The organism is Sphingobacterium lactis (assembly GCF_051951495.1).
Taxonomy (GTDB): Bacteria; Bacteroidota; Bacteroidia; order Sphingobacteriales; family Sphingobacteriaceae; genus Sphingobacterium; species Sphingobacterium lactis_A.
Genome location: NZ_JBNHAS010000002.1, coordinates 986,007 through 1,007,062, shown reverse-complemented (window position 1 = coordinate 1,007,062; position 21,056 = coordinate 986,007). Strand labels below are relative to the sequence as shown.

The 21,056-nt window shown below is 39.0% G+C and carries 17 protein-coding genes; 7 read left to right on the top strand and 10 right to left on the bottom strand.

The window, feature by feature from the left end; genetic code table 11:
* Positions 1 to 20 precede the first annotated feature (20 nt).
* From hemN to ettA, 5 genes are all read right to left on the bottom strand, one after another.
* Positions 21 to 1,385, bottom strand: a complete 1,365-nt coding sequence (gene hemN, locus ACP6L2_RS12045) for an oxygen-independent coproporphyrinogen III oxidase (RefSeq protein WP_440509567.1) — start codon at positions 1,383 to 1,385, stop codon at positions 21 to 23.
* A gap of 1 nt (position 1,386) precedes the next feature.
* Positions 1,387 to 1,806 carry a lactate dehydrogenase gene (locus ACP6L2_RS12040; protein ID WP_440509566.1) on the bottom strand — a complete coding sequence of 140 codons (420 nt, stop codon included), beginning with the start codon at positions 1,804 to 1,806 and terminating at the stop codon, positions 1,387 to 1,389.
* Positions 1,807 to 2,116: 310 nt separating this feature from the next.
* The gene (locus tag ACP6L2_RS12035) at positions 2,117 to 3,175 is read right to left on the bottom strand and encodes a response regulator (protein ID WP_440509564.1); all 1,059 of its coding nucleotides are present in this window, start codon (positions 3,173 to 3,175) and stop codon (positions 2,117 to 2,119) included.
* A 2-nt stretch (positions 3,176 to 3,177) separates the two neighbouring features.
* On the bottom strand, positions 3,178 to 4,362 hold the full coding sequence (locus ACP6L2_RS12030; protein WP_440509562.1) for a PAS domain-containing sensor histidine kinase: 1,185 nt from the start codon (positions 4,360 to 4,362) through the stop codon (positions 3,178 to 3,180).
* A gap of 10 nt (positions 4,363 to 4,372) precedes the next feature.
* Entirely contained in the window at positions 4,373 to 6,055 is a 1,683-nt protein-coding gene (gene ettA / locus ACP6L2_RS12025) for an energy-dependent translational throttle protein EttA (protein ID WP_344675894.1), read from the bottom strand.
* A 168-nt stretch (positions 6,056 to 6,223) separates the two neighbouring features.
* On the opposite strand from ettA, the gene ACP6L2_RS12020 reads away from it, so the two are divergent.
* Positions 6,224 to 8,785: an ATP-dependent Clp protease ATP-binding subunit gene (locus ACP6L2_RS12020; protein ID WP_440509560.1), complete on the top strand. Its 2,562-nt coding sequence runs from the start codon at positions 6,224 to 6,226 to the stop codon at positions 8,783 to 8,785.
* Between the two features lie 154 nt (positions 8,786 to 8,939).
* Entirely contained in the window at positions 8,940 to 9,356 is a 417-nt protein-coding gene (locus ACP6L2_RS12015; RefSeq protein ID WP_440509558.1) for a hypothetical protein, read from the top strand.
* A 68-nt stretch (positions 9,357 to 9,424) separates the two neighbouring features.
* Here ACP6L2_RS12015 and recN read toward each other — a convergent pair whose 3' ends face one another.
* Positions 9,425 to 11,077, bottom strand: coding sequence for a DNA repair protein RecN (gene recN / locus ACP6L2_RS12010; protein WP_440509556.1), 1,653 nt, complete (start codon positions 11,075 to 11,077; stop codon positions 9,425 to 9,427).
* Positions 11,078 to 11,206: 129 nt separating this feature from the next.
* Here recN and ACP6L2_RS12005 point away from each other — a divergent pair, with 129 nt between their 5' ends.
* Genes ACP6L2_RS12005 through ACP6L2_RS11995 form a run of 3 tightly spaced genes read left to right on the top strand, consistent with a single transcriptional unit; the run spans position 11,207 to position 13,988 of the window.
* Positions 11,207 to 11,836 (top strand): sprT domain-containing protein, encoded by a 630-nt coding sequence (locus tag ACP6L2_RS12005; RefSeq protein WP_440509554.1) that lies wholly within the window; start codon positions 11,207 to 11,209, stop codon positions 11,834 to 11,836.
* 26 nt (positions 11,837 to 11,862) lie between these two features.
* Positions 11,863 to 13,530, top strand: coding sequence for a M28 family metallopeptidase (locus tag ACP6L2_RS12000; RefSeq protein WP_440509552.1), 1,668 nt, complete (start codon positions 11,863 to 11,865; stop codon positions 13,528 to 13,530).
* A 41-nt stretch (positions 13,531 to 13,571) separates the two neighbouring features.
* Positions 13,572 to 13,988, top strand: coding sequence for a hypothetical protein (locus tag ACP6L2_RS11995; protein WP_344675900.1), 417 nt, complete (start codon positions 13,572 to 13,574; stop codon positions 13,986 to 13,988).
* A gap of 171 nt (positions 13,989 to 14,159) precedes the next feature.
* Here ACP6L2_RS11995 and ACP6L2_RS11990 read toward each other — a convergent pair whose 3' ends face one another.
* The 4 genes from ACP6L2_RS11990 to proS form a co-directional block, all read right to left on the bottom strand.
* On the bottom strand, positions 14,160 to 14,414 hold the full coding sequence (locus ACP6L2_RS11990; protein ID WP_344675901.1) for a hypothetical protein: 255 nt from the start codon (positions 14,412 to 14,414) through the stop codon (positions 14,160 to 14,162).
* 74 nt (positions 14,415 to 14,488) lie between these two features.
* Positions 14,489 to 15,637, bottom strand: coding sequence for a cystathionine gamma-synthase (locus tag ACP6L2_RS11985; RefSeq protein WP_440509550.1), 1,149 nt, complete (start codon positions 15,635 to 15,637; stop codon positions 14,489 to 14,491).
* A 29-nt stretch (positions 15,638 to 15,666) separates the two neighbouring features.
* Positions 15,667 to 16,455 (bottom strand): NAD-binding protein, encoded by a 789-nt coding sequence (locus ACP6L2_RS11980; protein WP_440509548.1) that lies wholly within the window; start codon positions 16,453 to 16,455, stop codon positions 15,667 to 15,669.
* A gap of 13 nt (positions 16,456 to 16,468) precedes the next feature.
* A complete protein-coding gene (proS, locus tag ACP6L2_RS11975) occupies positions 16,469 to 17,941 on the bottom strand; it encodes a proline--tRNA ligase (protein ID WP_440509546.1) in 1,473 nt (490 codons plus the stop codon).
* 179 nt (positions 17,942 to 18,120) lie between these two features.
* On the opposite strand from proS, the gene ACP6L2_RS11970 reads away from it, so the two are divergent.
* Positions 18,121 to 19,377, top strand: a complete 1,257-nt coding sequence (locus ACP6L2_RS11970) for a hypothetical protein (RefSeq protein WP_440509544.1) — start codon at positions 18,121 to 18,123, stop codon at positions 19,375 to 19,377.
* A 77-nt stretch (positions 19,378 to 19,454) separates the two neighbouring features.
* On the top strand, positions 19,455 to 21,014 hold the full coding sequence (locus ACP6L2_RS11965) for an OmpP1/FadL family transporter (RefSeq protein ID WP_440509542.1): 1,560 nt from the start codon (positions 19,455 to 19,457) through the stop codon (positions 21,012 to 21,014).
* Positions 21,015 to 21,056: the final 42 nt, after the last annotated feature.

Below are 21,056 nucleotides of genomic sequence, written 5' to 3'. Positions count from 1 at the left end.
ATATACCTACGCTATCGCTATTAAATTGCTTGACTAAATAAGTTTTCGCGTTCTTTTGTTCTTTGCAAACGAACATCAAATGCCATACAAACGTTTCTTAAGAAGGATTTTCCAACTTCCGTAATTTGTATTGTTTTTCCGTCATGGATAACCAAATCATCTTCCATAAGTGGGATCAATCTATCCAAGATACCTCGGTTAACTTCTGCATTTTCCTGAAGGACAACTTTACCACGGCACATCATATCCAAGATATATTGTCTAACCAGAACATCCTCATCATTTAAAAGGTGCCCTTTAACTACAGGAAGTTTACCTTCATTGATTAGTTTATGGTATTCTTCTACGGTTTTCACGTTCTGCGCAAAAGCAGTCCAAGCATCAGAAATAGACGAAACGCCTAATCCGATAAGCAATGGGGTGTAACGGTCAGCATAACCCATAAAGTTACGGTGCAATGTTCCATCGGTAGATGCAATGTACAAGGCATCATCAGGTTTTGCGAAATGGTCCATTCCGACATCCTTGAAGCCAGCTTCTTGTATCATCAGTTTGCCAAGTTTATATAAATTTAGCTTTTCTTCTCCAACTGGCAAATCATGTTCGGTAAAACGACGTTGGCCAGGTTTGATCCATGGCACATGAGCATAGCTGTAAAAGGATATACGATCAGGATTTAAGATTAAAGAATGTTCAATGGTCATACGAACCGACTCAGCAGTTTGAAGAGGAAGACCATAAATAAGATCGAAATTAATGGATTCATAGCCTATATTTCGAGCATCATCCATCACTCGAGCTACATCTTCTACAGTTTGATGACGGTTGATAATGAATTGTACCTTTTCATCAAAGTCTTGAATACCCAAACTTAGGCGTTTAAAACCCAAGTCATAAAGTGTTTTTAGGTGATCGTATGTGGTATTGGCAGGGTGAGCTTCAAAGGAAAAAGAAGCATCTGCTGTTTTATCGTTTCCATCAAGTAAGCCATCAATAAGTCTTTTCAGGTTTTCAGCTTGAAAGAATGTTGGGGTTCCACCACCAAGATGGATTTCCGCAATTTTTAGATTTTCATTTCCCAAGATGTTTTTATACATCTCCCATTCTTTTAGAAGGGAAGTGATGTAAGGATCTTCTACTTGGTGATTTTTGGTGATTCGGGTATTGCAGCCACAGTAAGTACATAAGCTTTCGCAATAGGGTAAATGGACATAAATACTTATTCCATTGTTTTTGGATTGCTTAAAATTTTCTTCAACACGAATTTTCCAATCCTGCTCCTTAAAATTATCGTTTTCCCAAAAAGGGACAGTAGGGTATGAAGTATAACGTGGGGCTGCCACATTATATTTATTGATTAGGGCATTAAATTTTTCAGCATCCATATTATCCGAATTTCATCTTATTATTACAATCCATTTTACATTGACATGCATCGCCAGCACAACCACCTACCATCCATTGGGTCAGGTTGTGTATTGTTCTTTTAGCAATATCTTCATAGGAAGTTTCGAAGGGAACATTGGCGACGTGCATTTTTAATTCGCCGGCATAATCTAGGTCTATATGGTTTGTTGCTGCAGAGCGAGTGAGGATATTTTTTACTCCAATTTTGAATAATTCATACAACATCACTCGATCTAAAATATCTCTATCAGAAATAATAATTGCTTCTTTCCCCATCGCGTAGTGAACCGTACTAAAATTCAACTCATTCGTCACCAAGGTCAGATCATGAACCTTGGCATTGGCTTTTGCCAAGGACTCCTTTTCTGGGCCTAAAATGTTATATGCAATCACTCTCATCCTTAAGTTAAATAGATAAACAATTCAAAGGTAGACTTATTGCAAGGATGAAGGAGTGAAGTGTGTCAGCATAGAAAGTGATATTAATCACCATTCTAAACTGCCTTAACGAAGATTAAAATAGGATTTATGATCTATTTACTGAAAAAGCAGATGCCCGATTCGTGCTATTAATGATGGAATAAAGGATTGGAATTTCATCAAATTGAAGGATTTAGAGTTTGCTAAATCGCTTTAAAAAACACAAGCCAATCCGTAAATAGTCGGATTGGCTTGCTAATTATTATTGTAATCTAATCAAAAAATTCGATTACTGTTTAATATTTTTCAATCGAGTAATGGAAAATATTTTAATGGCATTACCTTCTTTGGTCAGTAACTTTTCGTCCTTAAAATCGGCCAACATTCGGCTGATGGTTTCATTTGCTGTTCCCGCTAATGCTGCTAGGTCATCACGGGAAATCTTGATGGTAACTTCATCGGATGCAGTACCAGATTTCTCTGCTACATTCACCAAAGCATTAGCCACCCGCTTGCGAACAGAGTCGTAAGCAAAACCTAACATTTGCTCTTCCTTTTCCTTAATATTTTGAGAAAGGACCTTTATTAATTTAGCTGCGATAGCTGGTTTTTTATACAGCAATTCGAAGAAATTATCCTTATGAATTAAAGCGATTTCTGCATCTTCTAAAGTAGAGGTATTATCGCCGTATTTATCATTCAGAAGAATGGATTCTAAACCAAAAAATTGATCTTCTACATAGATATTGGTGGATAATTCACGACCATCTTTATAATTCAAGAAAGATCTAACCTTACCTTTTTTGATGTAGTAAACATATACCGGGGTATCGCCAGCTTCATAGATGGTTTGTTTCTTTTTAATAGACTTTACTCGACCATGATCCGCTAAATCTTGTAAAAGGTATGCTTGTTCTTGTTCATCAAGTCTAAAATTCTCAGGCGAAGGGACAGCCTTTGCTTGGATTTGTGCCCGTTTTTTAAACCTGCTCTCAATAGCATTTAGCAATTCCAAGTCATCAAAAGGTTTTGTGAGGTAATCATCAGCCCCCATTTCCATGGCCTTACGAATATCTGCTTTTTCTGTTTTGGCGGTCAAAAAGATGAAGGGAATATCTTGTGTAGCTTCATTTTTGCTCAGCATATAAAGCACACCATAGCCATCCAATTCCGGCATCATGATATCACAAAGGATCATATCGGGGCGGAATTTCAAGGCAAGGTCAACACCCGTCTTACCTTCTGGTGCCACCATAACGGTATATTCACCGGTTAGTTCCAGGATTTCAGCTGTACTTTCCCGGATATCCAGGTTATCTTCAATGATGAGTATTTTTCTTTTTTCCATTGTTATTGGATAAAATTCATTTTAAAAATAGCACCTTGGTTCACCTCAGACCAATATTCCATCTTACCTCCCATCAGTTCCACATAGCGTTTGACGATGTTTAATCCCAAACCAGTACCAGGAATATTTCCAGTGTTATTGGCACGGAAGAATGGTTCAAACAAATTGATTTGATCTTCTTGAGGAATACCAATCCCATTATCTTTAACGGTTACCAAAAGGCTATTGTCCCCAATTTCAGTATTAAATTCTATAAATGTATCCTCCCCGGAATATTTAATAGCATTGGAGACTAGGTTAATTATGCTGTTTTTTAATAGGTTAGGATCAATATGGAAAGACGATATCTCACCGGTATGCTGGTAGATGATGTGCTGATTTTTCTTGCAGATCATTTGCATTTCTTCGGCGATTTCTTCTCCCAATTGAACAATATTTACATCGGATTTATTGACCAATACCACACCAGCCTCCAGTTTCTCCAGATTAAGGAAATCATTGAGGATGGTATTTAATAGCTGTACGGAACTTTTAATCCTGTTGGTATGTTTTTCAATAGGTCCGTATTCCGATTTCTCGACATATTTATCGATCAATGAAGCGGAAAGCTGCACCGAACTCAATGGTGTTCTGAACTCGTGAGAAGCCATGGAAACAAACCGCGATTTCAGTTGATTGAGTTCCTTTTCTTTTTCCAAGGATACACTGACATCTGCTTTTGCCTTTTCCAGTTCCGACACCAGTTTGATCAGATCTTTCGTTCTTTCACGAACTTTAAGTTCTAATTCCTGAGTATGTTTCTTCAGTTCAATTTCGGCTTGCTTTTCTTTGGAAAGGTCATGTACAAAGCCTGTAAAAATCTTACGGTCTTTATAGAATACTTCACTTACCGCCAGTCGGAATGGAAAAGTTGAGCCATCTTTACGAAGTCCTCTTACTTCACGACCAATACCTATAATTCGCTTTTGACCAGTTTCTTCGTAATTGGAGATATAACGGTCATGATTGGACCTATCAGGTTCAGGCATCAGCATGGAAATATTGTTTCCAATAACCTCATCCGCAGCATAGCCGAAAAGCTCTAATGCAGCGGGGTTAATGCTTTCTACTATTCCTTGTTTATCAATGGTAATAATGCCATCTATGGCATTTTCAATGATTGCTTCGAGTAGTTTGGCGGTTTCCACAGGCCTGAAATTATTTAACCAATTTTTTGTATTTAATTCTCTTCGGACCTACATCCCCTAAGCGTTTTTTACGGTTCTCTTCGTACTCGGTGTAGTTTCCTTCGAAAAAGTAAACTTGAGAGTCACCTTCAAATGCTAAAATGTGTGTACAAATACGGTTTAAGAACCAACGGTCGTGGGATATAATCACCGCACATCCACCAAAGTTCTCTAATCCTTCCTCCAATGCACGAAGTGTATTAACGTCGATATCGTTGGTTGGCTCATCCAGAAGCAATACGTTAGAACCCTTTTTCAAGGTAATTGCTAGATGGACGCGATTTCGCTCACCACCTGATAACACAGATATTTTCTTTTGTTGATCAGCTCCATTGAAGTTAAACTTAGAGACATAAGCTCTGGAGTTTACAGGACGATTACCTAAAGTGATATTCTCATTGCCATCGGTAATATTTTCCCAAACCGATTTATTAGGATCTAAGTCATCGTGCATTTGATCGACATACCCCAGTACCACGGTCTCTCCTACTCGGAAGGTACCAGTATCCGGTTGTTCTTGACCCGTAATTAAACGGAATAAGGTGGTTTTACCCGCACCATTTGGACCAATAATACCCACGATACCTGCAGGAGGTAAGGTGAAGCTTAGGTTTTCAAATAAGATACGATCGCCGTATGCTTTAGAAACGTTATTGGCTTCAATAACGACATTACCCAAGCGAGGACCTGGAGGTATGAAAAGCTCTAACTTTTCTTCGCGCTCTTTGGTTTCCTCAGAGGCTAATTTTTCATAATTATGTAAACGCGCTTTTGATTTGGCATGACGAGCTTTAGGCGCCATTTTTACCCATTCCAATTCACGCTCTAATGTTTTTTGACGTTTTGTTTCTTGTTTTTCTTCTTGTGCTAGACGTTTGGCTTTTTGATCTAACCAGGACGAGTAATTTCCTTTCCAAGGAATCCCTTCACCACGGTCAAGTTCTAAGATCCATCCAGCAACATTATCAAGGAAGTAACGGTCGTGAGTTACGGCGATTACCGTTCCTTTGTATTGTTGTAAGTGTTGTTCTAACCAGTCAATGGACTCCGCATCCAAGTGGTTGGTTGGCTCATCGAGCAATAGAACGTCAGGTTCTTGTAATAATAAACGACATAAAGCCACCCTTCTACGTTCACCCCCTGACAAATTGGCAATTAAAGCATCCGGTTCTGGACAACGTAAAGCATCCATCGCACGTTCTAATTTGCTATCTAATTCCCAAGCATTTGTAGCATCAATAATATCCTGAAGTTCACCTTGTCTTGCCAACAATTTATCCATTTCATCGGCATTTTCATAAACCTCTGGCAGACCAAATTTCTCATTTATTTCTTCGTATTCTTTAAGGACAGCAGTAGTTTCCGCTACACCTTCTTCAACGATTTCTTTTACGGTCTTTGTAGGATCTAATTCGGGTTCCTGTGCTAAATAACCTACAGAATAGCCTGGAGAGAAAACGACTTCACCCTGATACGATTTATCGATTCCCGCTATGATCTTTAAAAGAGAAGATTTACCGGAACCATTTAAACCAATGACCCCTATTTTAGCTCCATAGAAGAAAGAAAGATATATATTTTTGAGTACTTGTTTTGAAGGCGGGTGTATCTTGTTGACACCGGCCATTGAAAAGATAATTTTCTCGTCTGACATAAGGATGATGAAACTTTTTTCACAAAGATAATGGAATTACTGACAAATTGATAGTTTTAGGGTAATGGTCTAATTGTTGATAAATATTAATCGGTAACAAATGGGTGTAAACTGTATTTTTAGTACATTTATAGAATTATCACCCGATTTAACAGAGAAAGGAATTTAATGGAAGCAAAATTTTCACCCCGGGTCAAAGATGTGATCTCCTACTCACGGGAAGAAGCTCTTCGCTTACGACACGAATACATAGGTACAGAACACTTATTATTAGGGTTGATACGTGAAGGCGACGGAGTGGCGATCAAGATATTGAAGAATATCGGCGTAGACATGGCAGCTGTTCGGCAAGCCATAGAGGAGGCCGTAATGGGGCCTTCTGTTTCTCGCACATCAATTAGCAATATGCCGCTGACCAAACAGGCAGAAAAGGTATTGAAGATTACCTATTTGGAAGCTAAAATATTTAAAAGTGATATTATCGGAACGGAGCATTTATTATTAGCCATCCTACGTGATGAGGATAATATTGCCTCGCAGATTTTATCGCAGTTCAATGTGACTTACAACGTATTTAAAACAGAGGTAGAGCAAAGTGCTACCAACATCACAGACGAGGCTTCAAATACACCTTCAGGTGGCGATGAGGACTATAACGAGGAAGAATCACAATTTACTACTCCGAAAAAAGTATCGGATATCAAATCAAAAACTCCGGTATTGGATAACTTTGGTCGTGACTTGACTAAAGCTGCAGAGGAAGGTAAATTGGATCCAATCGTAGGTCGTGAGAAAGAGATAGAGCGTGTGTCACAAATTCTTTCTAGAAGAAAGAAAAACAATCCGATTTTGATTGGTGAGCCAGGAGTTGGGAAATCAGCAATCGCGGAAGGTTTAGCATTGCGTATCATTCAACGTAAAGTATCTCGTGTGTTATTCAACAAGCGCGTGGTAACCTTAGATCTAGCATCACTAGTTGCTGGAACGAAGTACCGTGGTCAGTTTGAAGAGCGTATGAAAGCAGTGATGAATGAATTGGAGAAATCACCGGATGTTATCTTGTTTATTGACGAGATCCACACCATCGTTGGTGCTGGTGGTGCTTCAGGTTCTTTGGATGCATCCAATATGTTTAAACCTGCTTTAGCACGTGGAGAAATCCAATGTATCGGTGCCACTACTTTAGATGAATACCGTCAGTACATTGAGAAAGATGGCGCATTGGATCGTCGTTTCCAAAAAGTAACGGTTGAGCCAACTACTTACGATGATACGATTGAGATCTTAAACCGCATCAAGGATAAATATGAGGAGCACCACAATGTAACTTATACGCCAGAGGCTATTGAAGCCTGTGTGTCCTTGACTACACGTTATATCACGGATAGGTTCTTACCAGATAAAGCTATTGATGCTTTAGATGAGTCTGGATCACGTGTTCACTTGAACAATATCCATGTTCCGCAGAGCATCATTGATATCGAAGATAAGATTGAAGATGTGAAGCTGGAAAAAAACAAAGTTGTTCGTTCGCAGAAATACGAAGAAGCAGCTAAGTTACGTGATACGGAGAAAAAACTAATTGAAGAATTAGAGAAAGAAAAAGCGGCTTGGGAAGCAGAGACAAAAACCAAGCGTTATACCGTAACGGAAGACAACGTAGCAGAGGTTGTATCGATGATGACTGGTATTCCAGTTCAACGTGTTAGCCAAACCGATAGTCAGAAGTTATTGAACATGGGCGAATCCATGAAAGGCCGTATTATTGGTCAGGATGATGCTGTTCAGAAACTGGTTAAAGCTATTCAACGTACGCGTGCTGGATTAAAAGATCCTAAGAAGCCAATCGGTTCCTTTATATTCTTAGGACCAACAGGTGTGGGTAAAACAGAATTAGCTAAGGAATTAGCAAGATTTATGTTTGATTCAGAGGATGCCTTAATTCAGATCGACATGAGTGAGTACATGGAGAAATTCGCTGTATCTCGCTTAGTTGGAGCGCCTCCAGGATATGTTGGTTATGAAGAAGGTGGACAGTTGACGGAGAAAGTTCGTCGTAAGCCTTATGCTGTCGTGTTATTGGATGAGATTGAGAAAGCTCACCCTGATGTATTCAACTTGTTATTACAAGTATTGGATGAGGGACAATTGACAGATAGCTTAGGTCGTAAGGTTGACTTCCGTAACACCATCATCATTATGACTTCCAATATTGGTGCACGCCAGTTGAAGGAGTTTGGTCAAGGTGTTGGATTTACAACTGCGGCAAAAGAAAGCCAAGCAGATACGCATTCAAGAGGTGTTATTGAAACAGCATTGAAACGTGCATTTGCACCGGAATTCTTAAACCGAATCGATGATGTTATTGTCTTCAACTCGTTGAATAAAGATCATATCTTCAAAATCATTGATATTGAATTGAAAGCTTTATTCGCACGTATCGAAGGATTAGGTCACCCTATTGACTTAACTGAAAAAGCGAAGAATTACATTGCTGAAAAAGGTTATGACAGTAACTTTGGTGCCCGTCCATTGAAACGAGCAATTCAGAAATACTTGGAGGATCCTATTGCAGAAGAAATCTTAAAAGGTGTTATGAAAACCGGAGACACCATCGTGGTTGATTACAATGAAGAGAAGCAAGAAATTGTGGTAACTTCTAGAGCAAAAGATGAGAAAGATGATTCTTCATTAGCTTCTGAATCAAAGGATAACAAGAAGAAAGATTAAGTTTAAAGAGTCAAATTTTATAAAATTATAGGGCGGATGTTGTACATCCGCCCTTTTTTATGGCAAACTTTTTGCAATATGGGTTAAACTATTTTGTTTTAACATTGTCATAACCTGTAAGAAACAATTAAGAAACACTATAAAACACTCTCATATGAAAAAACTTTTATTAGCTCTCGCAATAGGAACTGCATCTTTAGTAAGTTTCAGTTCATGCACCAAGGAAACCATCAATTATACTAATGGCTATAGCTATGTTTACACAGTGGAATCTTCGCAATGGCAAGCAATTACCGATGCTAAGCGTCCAACTTTTGAAGCTGTCATTGATGTTCCTGATTTGGATAAACAATACTTCGAAGATGGTGAAGTAAGTGTAGCAGCATTATTTGCTAGAAATCCAGACTTTTACGAAATAATACCTGGTTCTATTGGGGACTATCATTTTACTGCAAACTATGGTATTGGTTCAGTAGCTGTATATGCGGAATATCGTGGGTCAGGTGCTCCAGTAAAACCAGAGAAAATGTTAATTAAAGTAGTATTAACCGATGCTACACCTGGAAACTAACAATATAAAAATCGATTAATATAAAGGGGCGGTAATATTACCGCCCCTTTCTTATTTTTTAGTACAGCTTATTTCAACATTTCTTTAGCATGCTGAATGGCTGTCTCTTCAGGCTTAGCTCCACTGAGCATTTGCGCTATTTCTAAGATACGTTCTTGTTCATCCATCAAGACGATGTTTGATTTAGTTTTAGCCCCTTTATCTTCCTTATACACCTTAAAGTGACTATTTCCCTGAGAGGCTATCTGCGGTAAATGGGTAATGCTTATTACTTGCATATTTTCAGCAAGCTCTTCCATCAACTCCCCTACGCGTAAAGCGACCTCTCCAGAAATACCTGTATCGATTTCATCAAAAATAATGGTTGGTAAAGCTGAGGTCTTTGCAACCAAAGACTTGATGGCTAGCATTACACGAGAAAGCTCTCCACCTGAGGCTACTTTATGAATAGGCTGAAGGGACTGGCCTTTATTGGCGGAGAACAAGAAAGCAACTTCATCTTGTCCTGTAGATTTAAAATCAGCTAGTTTCTTTAAGTCAACCTTTAATTGTGCATGAGGCATTCCTACCCTCGCTAAAACAGCTGTCACTTCTTTCTCCAGAATCTGGGTAGCCTTAGCTCGATTCTTCGATAGTTTATCGGCTTTAGCTTGAAGATTATCAAATAACTTGGCAATATTCTTTTTAAGTTCTTCCAGTTTTTCCTCTTGTGTACTTGAGTCAACTAATTTAGCCTCCAATTCATCCTTAAGCTGAATTAGGGATGCTACTGAGTCCAAGCGATGTTTCTTCTGCAGGTCATATAGCTGGGAAAGTCTTTCTTGAATGATAGAAAGTCTTTCTTCATCCATGCTTACCGAATCAGCCAATTGTTCCACCTCGGCATGAATATCTTTCAGTTCAATAAGTACACTCTGAATTCGATCATTTAAAGGTTCAGCAGTAGGTAAATATTTAGCACCTTGTTGAATTGCTGTGGCTGCTGTTTTTAAATTATCAATAATATTGACCTCTTCTTCACCCAATACTTGGCTAGCGGTATGGAATTGGCGTTTGATTTCCTCAGCATTTTCTAATTGAGTTTGCTCAGCTTCCATTTGCTCTTGCTCACCAGATTGCAGATTAGCTTGTTCCAATTCATTGAATACAAATTGGTGGTAATCAAACTCTGCACTCGACTTAGCAATATCCTCTTCCAGATTCTTTAATGCTGTTAAAGCTTTCTTATAGTTTTGATATTCCTTTTTGTAATCGAACAATAATTCCTGATGCTGGGCTACGGTATCCAATACTAAAAGTTGGAAGGATTCGGTATTTATTTGCAGGGTAGCATGTTGCGAGTGAATATCAATTAACTTCTCCCCAAGCAACTTGAGAGTTTGCAAGGTAACTGGCGTATCATTGACAAAGGCTCTGGATTTACCATCCGCATGAAGTTCACGTCGGATGATGGAAGTATTTTCATAGTCTAAGTCAAGTTGCTGAAAAAGGTCCTGCAATTCATAGGCTTGAATATCAAAATAACCTTCAATAATACATTTACTGGATTCATCGAAGAAGTGTTTACTTTCGGCGCGATTTCCCAAAATTAAGCCTAGAGCACCCATTATAATGGATTTACCTGCTCCCGTTTCACCGGTTATTATATTGAGTTTTTTGTCGAAAGTGATATCCAATGCATCAATTAATGCATAATTCTTAATCAGTAATTTACTTAACATGTACGCTTTTGCCTAGTTAAAAAGAACCTAATTCTCTGTACTTCAAATATAGTTAATTCCCCATCGACTGGGAAAATTCTACTTGTTAATATTCTTATTTCTGCACTTAAACTGATATGTTTGTATAGCATGCCAGATTTTAGCAAACAGTTAAGCAAGTATATGCCAGCAGAAGCCGCACCTATCATTTCCGAATGGATTAATGATACCAAATGCCGCTTTAAAGTAACTCGATCCAGAAGTTCTAAACTGGGTGATTACCGATCGCCTTTTAAAAATGAACCGCATCAGATCACCATCAATCATGATCTCAATCCTTATTCTTTCTTAATCACTACGGTTCATGAGTTTGCTCATTTAAAGACTTGGGACTTATATAAGAATAAAGTTAAGCCACATGGTCTGGAATGGAAAAAGAGTTTTAAGGCCCTAATGGATGGATTTATCCGATTAGAGATCTTCCCTCATGATATTTGTTTGGCATTAATTCAGTACATGAATAACCCTGCTGCATCCAGCTGTACAGATTTGCAATTATATAGAACCTTAAAGAAGTATGATACGCAGGATAAGGGTTTAATTACCATAGATACCTTAGCTGATCTTTCTTATTTTAAAATGCCTAATGGCCGATTATTTCAAAAGCAAGAGAAATTACGCAAGCGGTATAAATGTCTGGAGGTATCCAGCAATAGAATCTATTTATTTCACCCCATTGCGGAGGTTATTCCTGTGGAAGGTGATGTAAAAGCGAGTTAGCATATAATCAACAATTAACTAAACATATGATGAAAACAAGTTATTTTATCGGGGCATTTGCCCTGCTATCATTTGCTTCTTGTAAATCGGGAAGTACTGGTGGTAATTATGATGCCTCGGGTCTTGATTCGGGTGCAATTGCTGCAATCACCGAAGAAGGATATAAAGGCTATATTTCCAAATTAGCATCAGATGAGTTTCAAGGAAGGAAACCTTTTACAAAAGGCGATACTTTAACCGTATCGTATATTGAAGAGCAATTTAAAGCATTAGGTTTAGCTCCTGGCAACGGAGACTCTTACTTTCAAGAAGTTCCTATGGTGCAGATTGACGCCAAGCCAGTTGACCCTAAAATGACCTTTAAAGGCAAGAATGCTGATGTTACCGTTCAGTCCTTGGATGATTATGTGATCGGTACTCCACGTATGGCGAGTGATATTAACATCGAAAATACCGAATTGGTATTTGCGGGTTTTGGTATTGTTGCTCCAGAGTACAATTGGAATGATTACGAAGGATTAGATGTGAAAGGGAAAACAGTAGTCGTGATGGTATCTGACCCTGGCCGATACGATAAGAACTTATTCAAAGCGGATACCATGACTTATTACGGTCGTTGGACCTATAAATTCGAGGAAGCTTCCAGACAAGGCGCTGCAGGTGTTCTAATCATTCATGAAACAGCTGCTGCTAGTTATGGTTGGAATGTTGTGCGTGGTGGTTGGTCAGGCCCTCAATTGTCATTGGTTCCAGAGAATAAAGGGGCTGATCAAGTCGCTTTTCAAGGCTGGGTAACCTCAGAAACTGCACAGAAGCTGTTTAAAGCTGGTGGTATTGACCCAAAAGTTATGGAAGATGCTAAGAAACCAGGTTTTAAGGCTGTACCAATGAATATCAGCACGAAAGTAGCCTTGAAAAACAATTTCAGAGAATCCAAGTCCAATAATGTCCTTGCAACGATCAAAGGCTCAAAGCGTCCTGATGAAACGATCATTTACACAGCGCATTGGGATCACTTAGGAATTGGCGAGGTGAGCAATGGAGATTCTATTTTCAATGGTGCTATAGACAATGCCTCCGGTGTTGCAGCCTTATTTGAAATAGCCAAAGCATTCCAAGCTGCCAAAATAAAACCAGAGAGAACAATCGTATTTATGGCTGTTACGGCTGAAGAAGAAGGTCTATTAGGATCGCAATATTATGCAGAGCATCCAATATATCCGTTAAACAAAACTGTTGCTAATATTAATATGGATTCTTTCAATCCAGTAGGTGCCATGAATGGCATTCGTGTAACAGGAACTGGACAAACGGAATTAGAAGATTATGCTGCTAAGTCGGCACAGAAATTCGGACGTGAGTTAAAACCAGAAGGTAGTCCTACCTCAGGTGGTTTCTATCGTTCAGATCATTTTAACTTTGTTAAAAAAGGTGTACCAGGTCTTTATATGGGAAGCGGAGGTGATTACTTAGAGACTGACACAACAGTTATTAACAAACGCAGCCAAGCATTGGCAGGTCGTTATCATGCAGTAACCGATGAGCTAGATGACAACTGGAATTTTGACGGTATCCTAGCGGATATCCGCCTTCATTTTGATATTGGTTACACCCTTTCTATGGAAAAAACCTTCCCTAATTTCAAAGCAAAATCAGAGTTTAAAGAATTAGGCGATAAAAGGCTTTCAAAATAGTATATTTGTGATTGAAATTTAACGAAACTATGCTCAAAGGTATGCTACATCTACATTCAACCCTAGCAATTGTATTGCTTCTAGCCCTAGTAATCGCTATTGTGATTACCTTAATTAACTTCGCAGGAAACAAACCGTACAACCGTAAGATTGCCTTAATTGGTTTAATCAGTGCACACTTGCAATTGGTAGTCGGCTTAATTCTGTACTTCACTTCAAACCGTGGTTTTGCTAACCTATCTGGTGAAACAATGGGTGACAGTGTTTCTCGTTTATATACCGTAGAACACCCAATCGCAATGATCCTATCTATCGTATTGATCACTATCGGTTATTCGAAATCTAAAAAGATTGCTGATTCTAAACAAGCAAACAAAACCGTATTGATTTTTTACATCTTAGGTTTGATCCTTGCTTTATCTAGAATTCCTTATGCTACTTGGTCAATCTTAAACTAATCAAGATTCCAAGCGCATAAGCGTAAAGAAATACTCCTATCAAATAAACGGCTGCATAAAATCTATGCAGCCGTTTATTTTTATATCCTGTTGTAAAATAACAGTAAACAAAAAAGCATCAGGAATACGTCCTGATGCTTTTCTTTATATTTTAATATCGAATATTTCTGTTTATTTCTTACCGAAACCTAAGATCGCAAATACTACTTTGAATGCGATAAAAGAAGCGATAATGATAGCGATATTAGCGATCCAAGAGAATACAGAACCCAATTGATCAAGGGCAGGTATTACATCTGGTACAAAGCGAATAAATACACCTACTAAACCGATTACGATTGCAATAGTTAATGTAACATAATATTCTGTACGGTTAGCGTTGTTATCCGTATGTTTTGCTGGTCTTTCTACTGTTGTATTTTCCATATTTGATAAATCCTAATAATAGCTGCACAAATGTACAAAAGTCTTATAGGTATTAAAAATAATATTACAATAAATTAATAGGCTAAGGCTTGTTCTAAATCGGTGATTAAATCTTCAGCATCTTCTACCCCTACCGATAGGCGCAATAGATTATCCACTACTCCTACTTTTTCACGGATTTCCTTTGGAATAGAACCGTGTGTCATAGTCGCCGGATGATTGATTAAAGATTCCACACCACCCAAAGATTCCGCCAAAGTAAATACTTTAAAGTTCGATGCAATACGGAAAGTTTCTTTTAAGTCAGCACCTTTTACCACGATAGACACCATGCCTCCAAAGTCCTTCATTTGCTTTTTCGCCAACTCATGTCCTGGGTGATCTGTAAAACCTGGCCAATAGATCTTCTCTACTTTAGGGTGACTTTTAAGGTATTCAGCTACCTGACGACCATTCTCACAGTGCGCACGCATTCTTAAATGCAAAGTCTTGATTCCACGCAATACAAGGAAAGCATCTTGAGGTCCTGGCGTTCCACCACAAGCATTGTAGTAAAACCACAATTGTTTGTACAGTTCCTCATCGTTCATCACTAAAGCCCCCATTACCACATCCGAGTGTCCACCCAAATATTTAGTCACTGAATGCATCACGATATCTGCACCTAAATCCATTGGATTTTGCAAATAAGGTGAAGCAAAAGTATTATCTACCGCATAGCGGATGTTATGCTCTTTAGCAATTTTACCAATACCTTCAATATCGCCAATTTTTAAAGTTGGGTTTGTAGGAGTTTCTATCCAAATTAATTTGGTTTTTTCGCTAATAGCCGAACGAACAGCTTCCAAATCCGAAGTATTAACAAACTTGAATACAATGCCTAGGGGTTCATAAACCTTGGTGAAAATACGATAAGAACCACCGTATAAATCATCACCTGTTACCACTTCATCACCCGGCTTCAATAAGCGAAGGACACAGTCAGTAGCAGCCATTCCCGACGAAAAAGCTAAGCCATATTGCGCATTTTCTAATGCTGCAAGACAATCTTCTAAAGCTTTTCTTGTCGGATTGGTACCACGAGAATATTCGTATCCTTTGTGATCACCTGGTGCTTTCTGTTGGTAAGTCGATGTTTGGTATATTGGAGTCATCACCGCTCCAGTGGTCGGGTCAGCTTCTTGACCCGCATGAATGGCTTTGGTTGCAAACTTATAATTCATATTATTTTTTATTAATTCCGACTAAGTTATTAAAATTCCAATGGAGAAGGATATTTAAATCGATAATTAAAAATTCGAGGTAAGCGATCACCATTAACTACTTTTAGAAATGAATCCTGAGGATCAAATGCGGCAGGTAATTCTAGTTGATATTTCTTTGCAGAAGCCAATATAACATCCTTTTTTAATGGATGCTCTGGAGTGACTACATGATAAACAGACTCTGGTAGATCCTGTTCCATGGATAGGCTCAGTAATTGACAAACATCATCTAAATGAACAAAATTAGCAGGTTGATCACCCGTCGTACAAATACGACCTTGGAAATACTTGGCAAAAATACGCTGCTTTCCAAATAACCCAGCCAATCTAAAGATGTAGGAATTTGGTAAAAGACCCATTATATCTTCTGCTAATTTCAACTTAGGGCTCATTCGTGCAGCATCATTAAAATCCTCATCAAAGACTCCGTCCTCATCAGGAAAAATACCAATGGAACTTAAAAAGATCAGTTTGGTATAATTTACTTTCTCCAAATAAGCTTTCACTCGATTAAACCGAGCTTCCAATTGAACTAAAGAATTCTTTTGTGTAGCTGGAATGGAACACAATACAGCATCAAATGTGGGTAAGTCAACCTCATTTAAATCCGTATCCTGATCAAAGTCATGGATATAGGCAAAAATACCATCGGCTTTTAGGCGATGGTATTTTTCCTCATTGGTCCTGGTTGCCCAGACTTGCCAATTGTTTTTAAGTTGTAAATGAGCGAACTCCTCGCCTACCCATCCACAACCTAAAATGAGTATTTTTTTCATGTATTATGCTTGATTAATATGCCTTAGCAAATAACACGCGTTTATTGGAAGGTTTACCCGTGAAAATACAAACGCCCTCTTCTTCTTTTGCATCCAAAGGAATACAACGAATAGTTGCCTTAGTCTCTTCTTTCACACGTTTCTCTGTTTCAACAGTTCCATCCCAGTGACAAGAAATAAAGCCACCTTTTTCTTCTAATACCTGCTTAAACTCATCATAAGAATTTACTTCGGTGATGTGTTCATCACGGAAATTAAGCGCTTTCGTGTAAATATTTTCTTGGATTTCATCCAATAAAGTACAAATACGAGCAGCTAAACCAGCTTGTTCTACCGTTTCTTTGGTTTGTGTATCACGGCGTGCTAATTCCACTGTTCCGTTTTGCATATCACGAGCACCTACTGCTACGCGCAATGGCACACCTTTCAGTTCCCATTCTGCAAACTTAAATCCAGGGCGTTGTGTATCGCGGTCATCGTATTTCACCGAGATGTTCTGCTGCTTTAATTCGCTATTTAATTGATCAACGAAAGCATCAATATTTGCCTTCTCTTCATCTGTTTTATAGATTGGAACAATCACAACTTGAATGGGAGCCAATTTTGGAGGCAATACCAATCCTTGGTCATCCGAATGCGCCATAATCAAGGCACCCATCAAACGGGTAGAAACTCCCCATGAAGTAGCCCAAACGTAATCTAGCTTTCCTTCTTTGGAAGTAAACTTCACATCAAATGCTTTGGCAAAGTTCTGACCTAAGAAATGTGAAGTACCAGCTTGTAATGCCTTTCCATCTTGCATTAAGGCTTCAATACATAGGGTATCTAGCGCACCTGCAAAACGTTCATTCTCTGTCTTACGACCACGAACAACTGGAACAGCAAGTGTTCCTTCAGCAAATTCGGCATATACATCCAACATTTGTGCTGCCTCAGCTATTGCTTCCTCTTGGGTAGCATGTGCGGTGTGTCCCTCTTGCCATAAGAATTCTGCAGTACGTAAGAAAAGACGCGTACGCATTTCCCAACGCACCACATTTGCCCATTGGTTTACCAAAATCGGTAAATCACGGTATGACTCAATCCAGCCTTTATAGGTATTCCAGATAATGGTTTCAGAGGTTGGACGAACGATTAATTCTTCTTCGAGTTTAGCTTCTTCATCCACGACGATCTTGCCATTCCCGTCATTTTTCAAACGGTAATGCGTTACTACAGCACATTCTGTAGCAAATCCTTCTACGTGAGAAGCTTCTTTTGAAAAGAATGATTTGGGGATAAATAAGGGAAAATAGGCATTGGAGTGTCCTGTTTCTTTAAAACGCTTATCCAAGATCGCTTGCATACGCTCCCAGATAGCATATCCGTATGGCTTAATCACCATACAACCCCTTACTGCAGAATATTCTGCTAGATCGGCTTTGATAACCAGATCATTGTACCACTGCGAATAATCTTCGCTTCGGCTGGTAATTCCTTTACTCATTCTATAAACTAAATATTAATTACGATAATAAAAACGCGGTTCTAAGCACCCTAAGGCTGTAATCTCACAAAAATAAAAATATTTCGTAATTTTGAATACCGGATTAAACCCCGCTGTAAAAATTGCGTCTAAGATACTAAATAAAGACTGTATTATCGAACATTAACTGTTTTAGCATCATGAATAACAACAAGATATTATTGGGTGGGTTAGCATTAGCATTTGTCGCTTTTCTAAGCTCCTGTTCGACTAGCCAACGAACAGTGTACCGCGACGATGTGTATAATAACCGCGATACGCGTACCGTGTATCAGAGCCCGGATTACTACTACTCCGATGAGGAAGTAGCAAGTTCTCCATCCGAATCGGCTTATTACGAGGATGAGTATTCCGATGAATCGTATGCTGAAGGGCAATATGAAGAGTTAGAATATGCTAATCGTATCAATAGATTTTATTATAATGCTCCTGGTATGGGCTATTATGACCCTTGGTTTGATCCATGGTATGGTTATAGTGGTTTCGGTTTAGGCTGGAATAGTCATTGGGGATGGTCATTCGGTATGGGATGGGGTTCTCCTTGGTACGGTTCAGCTTTCTGGGGCTTACCTTACTACGGTTATGGTTGGGGATACCCTAATTATGGCTATGGTTGGGGTGGATATCCTTACTATGGTTATGGATATGGCGGATATTACGGCGGAGGCTACTGGGGTGGAACATCCTATTACAGCCACTGGGGTAATCCAAGCTATAACGTAAGAAATAATGGTGGTCGTGTTTACCGCACACCGACAGATCGTAGCCAACGTATCTATGGAAACTCTAACGGAAGCCGTTCATCAGCAATTACTCGTGACCGTTCTGGAAGAATCCAAACAGGTCGTGCAGCATCTGATCGTAGTGCAAGAATTAGCAATGGTTCAAGAACTGATAGTCGTGGTACTGTAAGCAGAAGTAGAGATGGAATCTCTGGTTCTCGTGGTTCGACTTCTAGATCAGAAGGTATCCGTTCAGGATCATCTTCACGTTCTGAAGGTGTAACTCGTGGATCATCAGGCTCTCGTTCTGAAGGTATCCGTTCAGGATCTTCTTCAAACAGATCTGAAGGTATCAACCGTGGTACTACCACCCGTCCTAGCAGCAATACTGGTAGAACAGCACCATCTTCTTCTAGAGGTACAATAGATCGTTCGCCTAGTGGCAGATCACAAACTCCGGTTCGTCAATCTGTTCCTTCGCGTCAAACACAACCGACACGTTCTAGTACACCTTCTCGTTCTTATGAACCACCAACCCGTTCATCAGGTAGTTCAGAACGTAGCAGCAGTGGAAGCTTCAGCAGAGGTAGCTCTTCTTCATCATCTTCAGGTGCAGGAAGCAGCAGCAGCCGTAGCGGTGGTGGCTCTTCTTCAAGAAGTGGCAGCAGACGTTAATTTACAACTAAAATACATATAGCCAATATAGATTTATATTGGCTATATTCTTTTCCCCAAATTCAATCATTCATTTTATGAAAAAAAGCATACTCCCATTATCCTTTCTTTTAGCTCTTTCCGTACAACAAGTTGCCATGGCGCAATCTATTTATGACGATGCCAAAATTCTTTCCTTAGATGAGTTAAATGGAACAGCACGCTTTCGTGCTATGGGTGGTGTCAATACAGCCCTAGGTGGAGACATTAGTTCGGTATCCGGGAATCCAGCAGGTTTAGGATTCTTTGGACAATCGGATGTTTCTGTTTCCCTCAATGTGCTTAACAATAACAATACAACCAATTTCTTTGGTAATAATAAGTCAACTAATTACGCCAAATTTGGAATAGATAATGCAGGTTTAGTGTTGTATTTCCCTACTGCTTACGATCAAAATTATGGTTGGCAAAACCTAAACATTGGTGTAAGTGTTAATCGTCAGAACAATTATTCAGATAAAGTTACCTACTCAGGAATTAACAATCAAAATACCTTAGTACAATACATGACGGATGTCATGCATTCTGCTTCTGGTTTTGCAGCAGATTTCAAAAACTCATATTTGGTAGAGCAATTTGCAAATCCTGAAGACGGCTACTTCCCTACTGTTTTGGAAGCAGATCCAAAGGGTCAACAAATAGACTTGATTGCAGGTGGTTATAAATACCTAACCAATTTTTCCATTGGTGCCAATTACAGTCATAAATTCTATATCGGAGGTGGCGTGGGTCTATTAGCCTATAAAAACACCTATGAATCAAACGTGTATGAGCGTGGATGGACCAAACGTGCTGATGAAATTGCACCAGACAATCCAAATTCTGCATTTACTAAACCAGGTACCATTCAAAATAAATACACCGACATTAATTACTCCATTAGTGACCGCATTATGAGTGAATCAACGGGCTATGGTGCTAATTTCAATTTTGGTATGATTATAAAACCCACTTGGGATTGGAATATTGGTTTAACTTTTACCTCCCCTACTTGGACCACCATCAAATTCGACGATTACTTGGATACAGAAGTGCATTACTACGATAATGAAACAACAACTTCTGATTTGTATAATCCATACTATTCAAAACCTGATGGAGGATCACGTGATTATTCCATTATCTCTCCTTGGAAAACTGCCTTCGGTTTAACCAAATTCTTTGGTAGAGGACTTCTTTCCGCAGATGTAGAATATGTGGGTTATAATTCCATCCAATATGTGGATGAATCAGCTGATGCGATGATCGGTTCGGATGTAGAAATTAATGATGAATTGAAGGCAACATATAAAGGTGCATTTAACTTCCGTGTAGGAACAGAAGTGGTGGTAACTGATCGTTTAACCGCTCGAGCAGGATATAACTATCGTGGTTCAGCATTTAAGGATACCGATAAAGGAAATTCCATCGGTACTATAGGATTAGGCTATATCTTTCCTAATGCCATGTATATTGATGTGACAGCCATGCAATATCAAGCTACAGAATATTATCACCAGACCTACAGCTTAGCACCGCTATGGAAATCAGAAGCTCCTGGTACAGATGTTAAAAACAAACGCTTTAATGCGGTTATGACCATCGGTCTGAAGTTCTAACAAAAAGAACATGATAGCAATAAAAATAGGCTCTAGTAATCA

Excerpts from the sequence above, each read along its gene's own strand:
- hemN (WP_440509567.1), bottom strand. The coding sequence starts at position 1,385 with ATGGATGCTGAAAAATTTAATGCCCTAATCAATAAATATAATGTGGCA.
- ACP6L2_RS12040 (WP_440509566.1), bottom strand. The coding sequence starts at position 1,806 with ATGAGAGTGATTGCATATAACATTTTAGGCCCAGAAAAGGAGTCCTTG.
- ACP6L2_RS12035 (WP_440509564.1), bottom strand. The coding sequence starts at position 3,175 with ATGGAAAAAAGAAAAATACTCATCATTGAAGATAACCTGGATATCCGG.
- ettA (WP_344675894.1), bottom strand. The coding sequence starts at position 6,055 with ATGTCAGACGAGAAAATTATCTTTTCAATGGCCGGTGTCAACAAGATA.
- ACP6L2_RS12020 (WP_440509560.1), top strand. The coding sequence starts at position 6,224 with ATGGAAGCAAAATTTTCACCCCGGGTCAAAGATGTGATCTCCTACTCA.
- ACP6L2_RS12015 (WP_440509558.1), top strand. The coding sequence starts at position 8,940 with ATGAAAAAACTTTTATTAGCTCTCGCAATAGGAACTGCATCTTTAGTA.
- recN (WP_440509556.1), bottom strand. The coding sequence starts at position 11,077 with ATGTTAAGTAAATTACTGATTAAGAATTATGCATTAATTGATGCATTG.
- ACP6L2_RS12005 (WP_440509554.1), top strand. The coding sequence starts at position 11,207 with ATGCCAGATTTTAGCAAACAGTTAAGCAAGTATATGCCAGCAGAAGCC.
- ACP6L2_RS12000 (WP_440509552.1), top strand. The coding sequence starts at position 11,863 with ATGATGAAAACAAGTTATTTTATCGGGGCATTTGCCCTGCTATCATTT.
- ACP6L2_RS11995 (WP_344675900.1), top strand. The coding sequence starts at position 13,572 with ATGCTACATCTACATTCAACCCTAGCAATTGTATTGCTTCTAGCCCTA.
- ACP6L2_RS11990 (WP_344675901.1), bottom strand. The coding sequence starts at position 14,414 with ATGGAAAATACAACAGTAGAAAGACCAGCAAAACATACGGATAACAAC.
- ACP6L2_RS11985 (WP_440509550.1), bottom strand. The coding sequence starts at position 15,637 with ATGAATTATAAGTTTGCAACCAAAGCCATTCATGCGGGTCAAGAAGCT.
- ACP6L2_RS11980 (WP_440509548.1), bottom strand. The coding sequence starts at position 16,455 with ATGAAAAAAATACTCATTTTAGGTTGTGGATGGGTAGGCGAGGAGTTC.
- proS (WP_440509546.1), bottom strand. The coding sequence starts at position 17,941 with ATGAGTAAAGGAATTACCAGCCGAAGCGAAGATTATTCGCAGTGGTAC.
- ACP6L2_RS11970 (WP_440509544.1), top strand. The coding sequence starts at position 18,121 with ATGAATAACAACAAGATATTATTGGGTGGGTTAGCATTAGCATTTGTC.
- ACP6L2_RS11965 (WP_440509542.1), top strand. The coding sequence starts at position 19,455 with ATGAAAAAAAGCATACTCCCATTATCCTTTCTTTTAGCTCTTTCCGTA.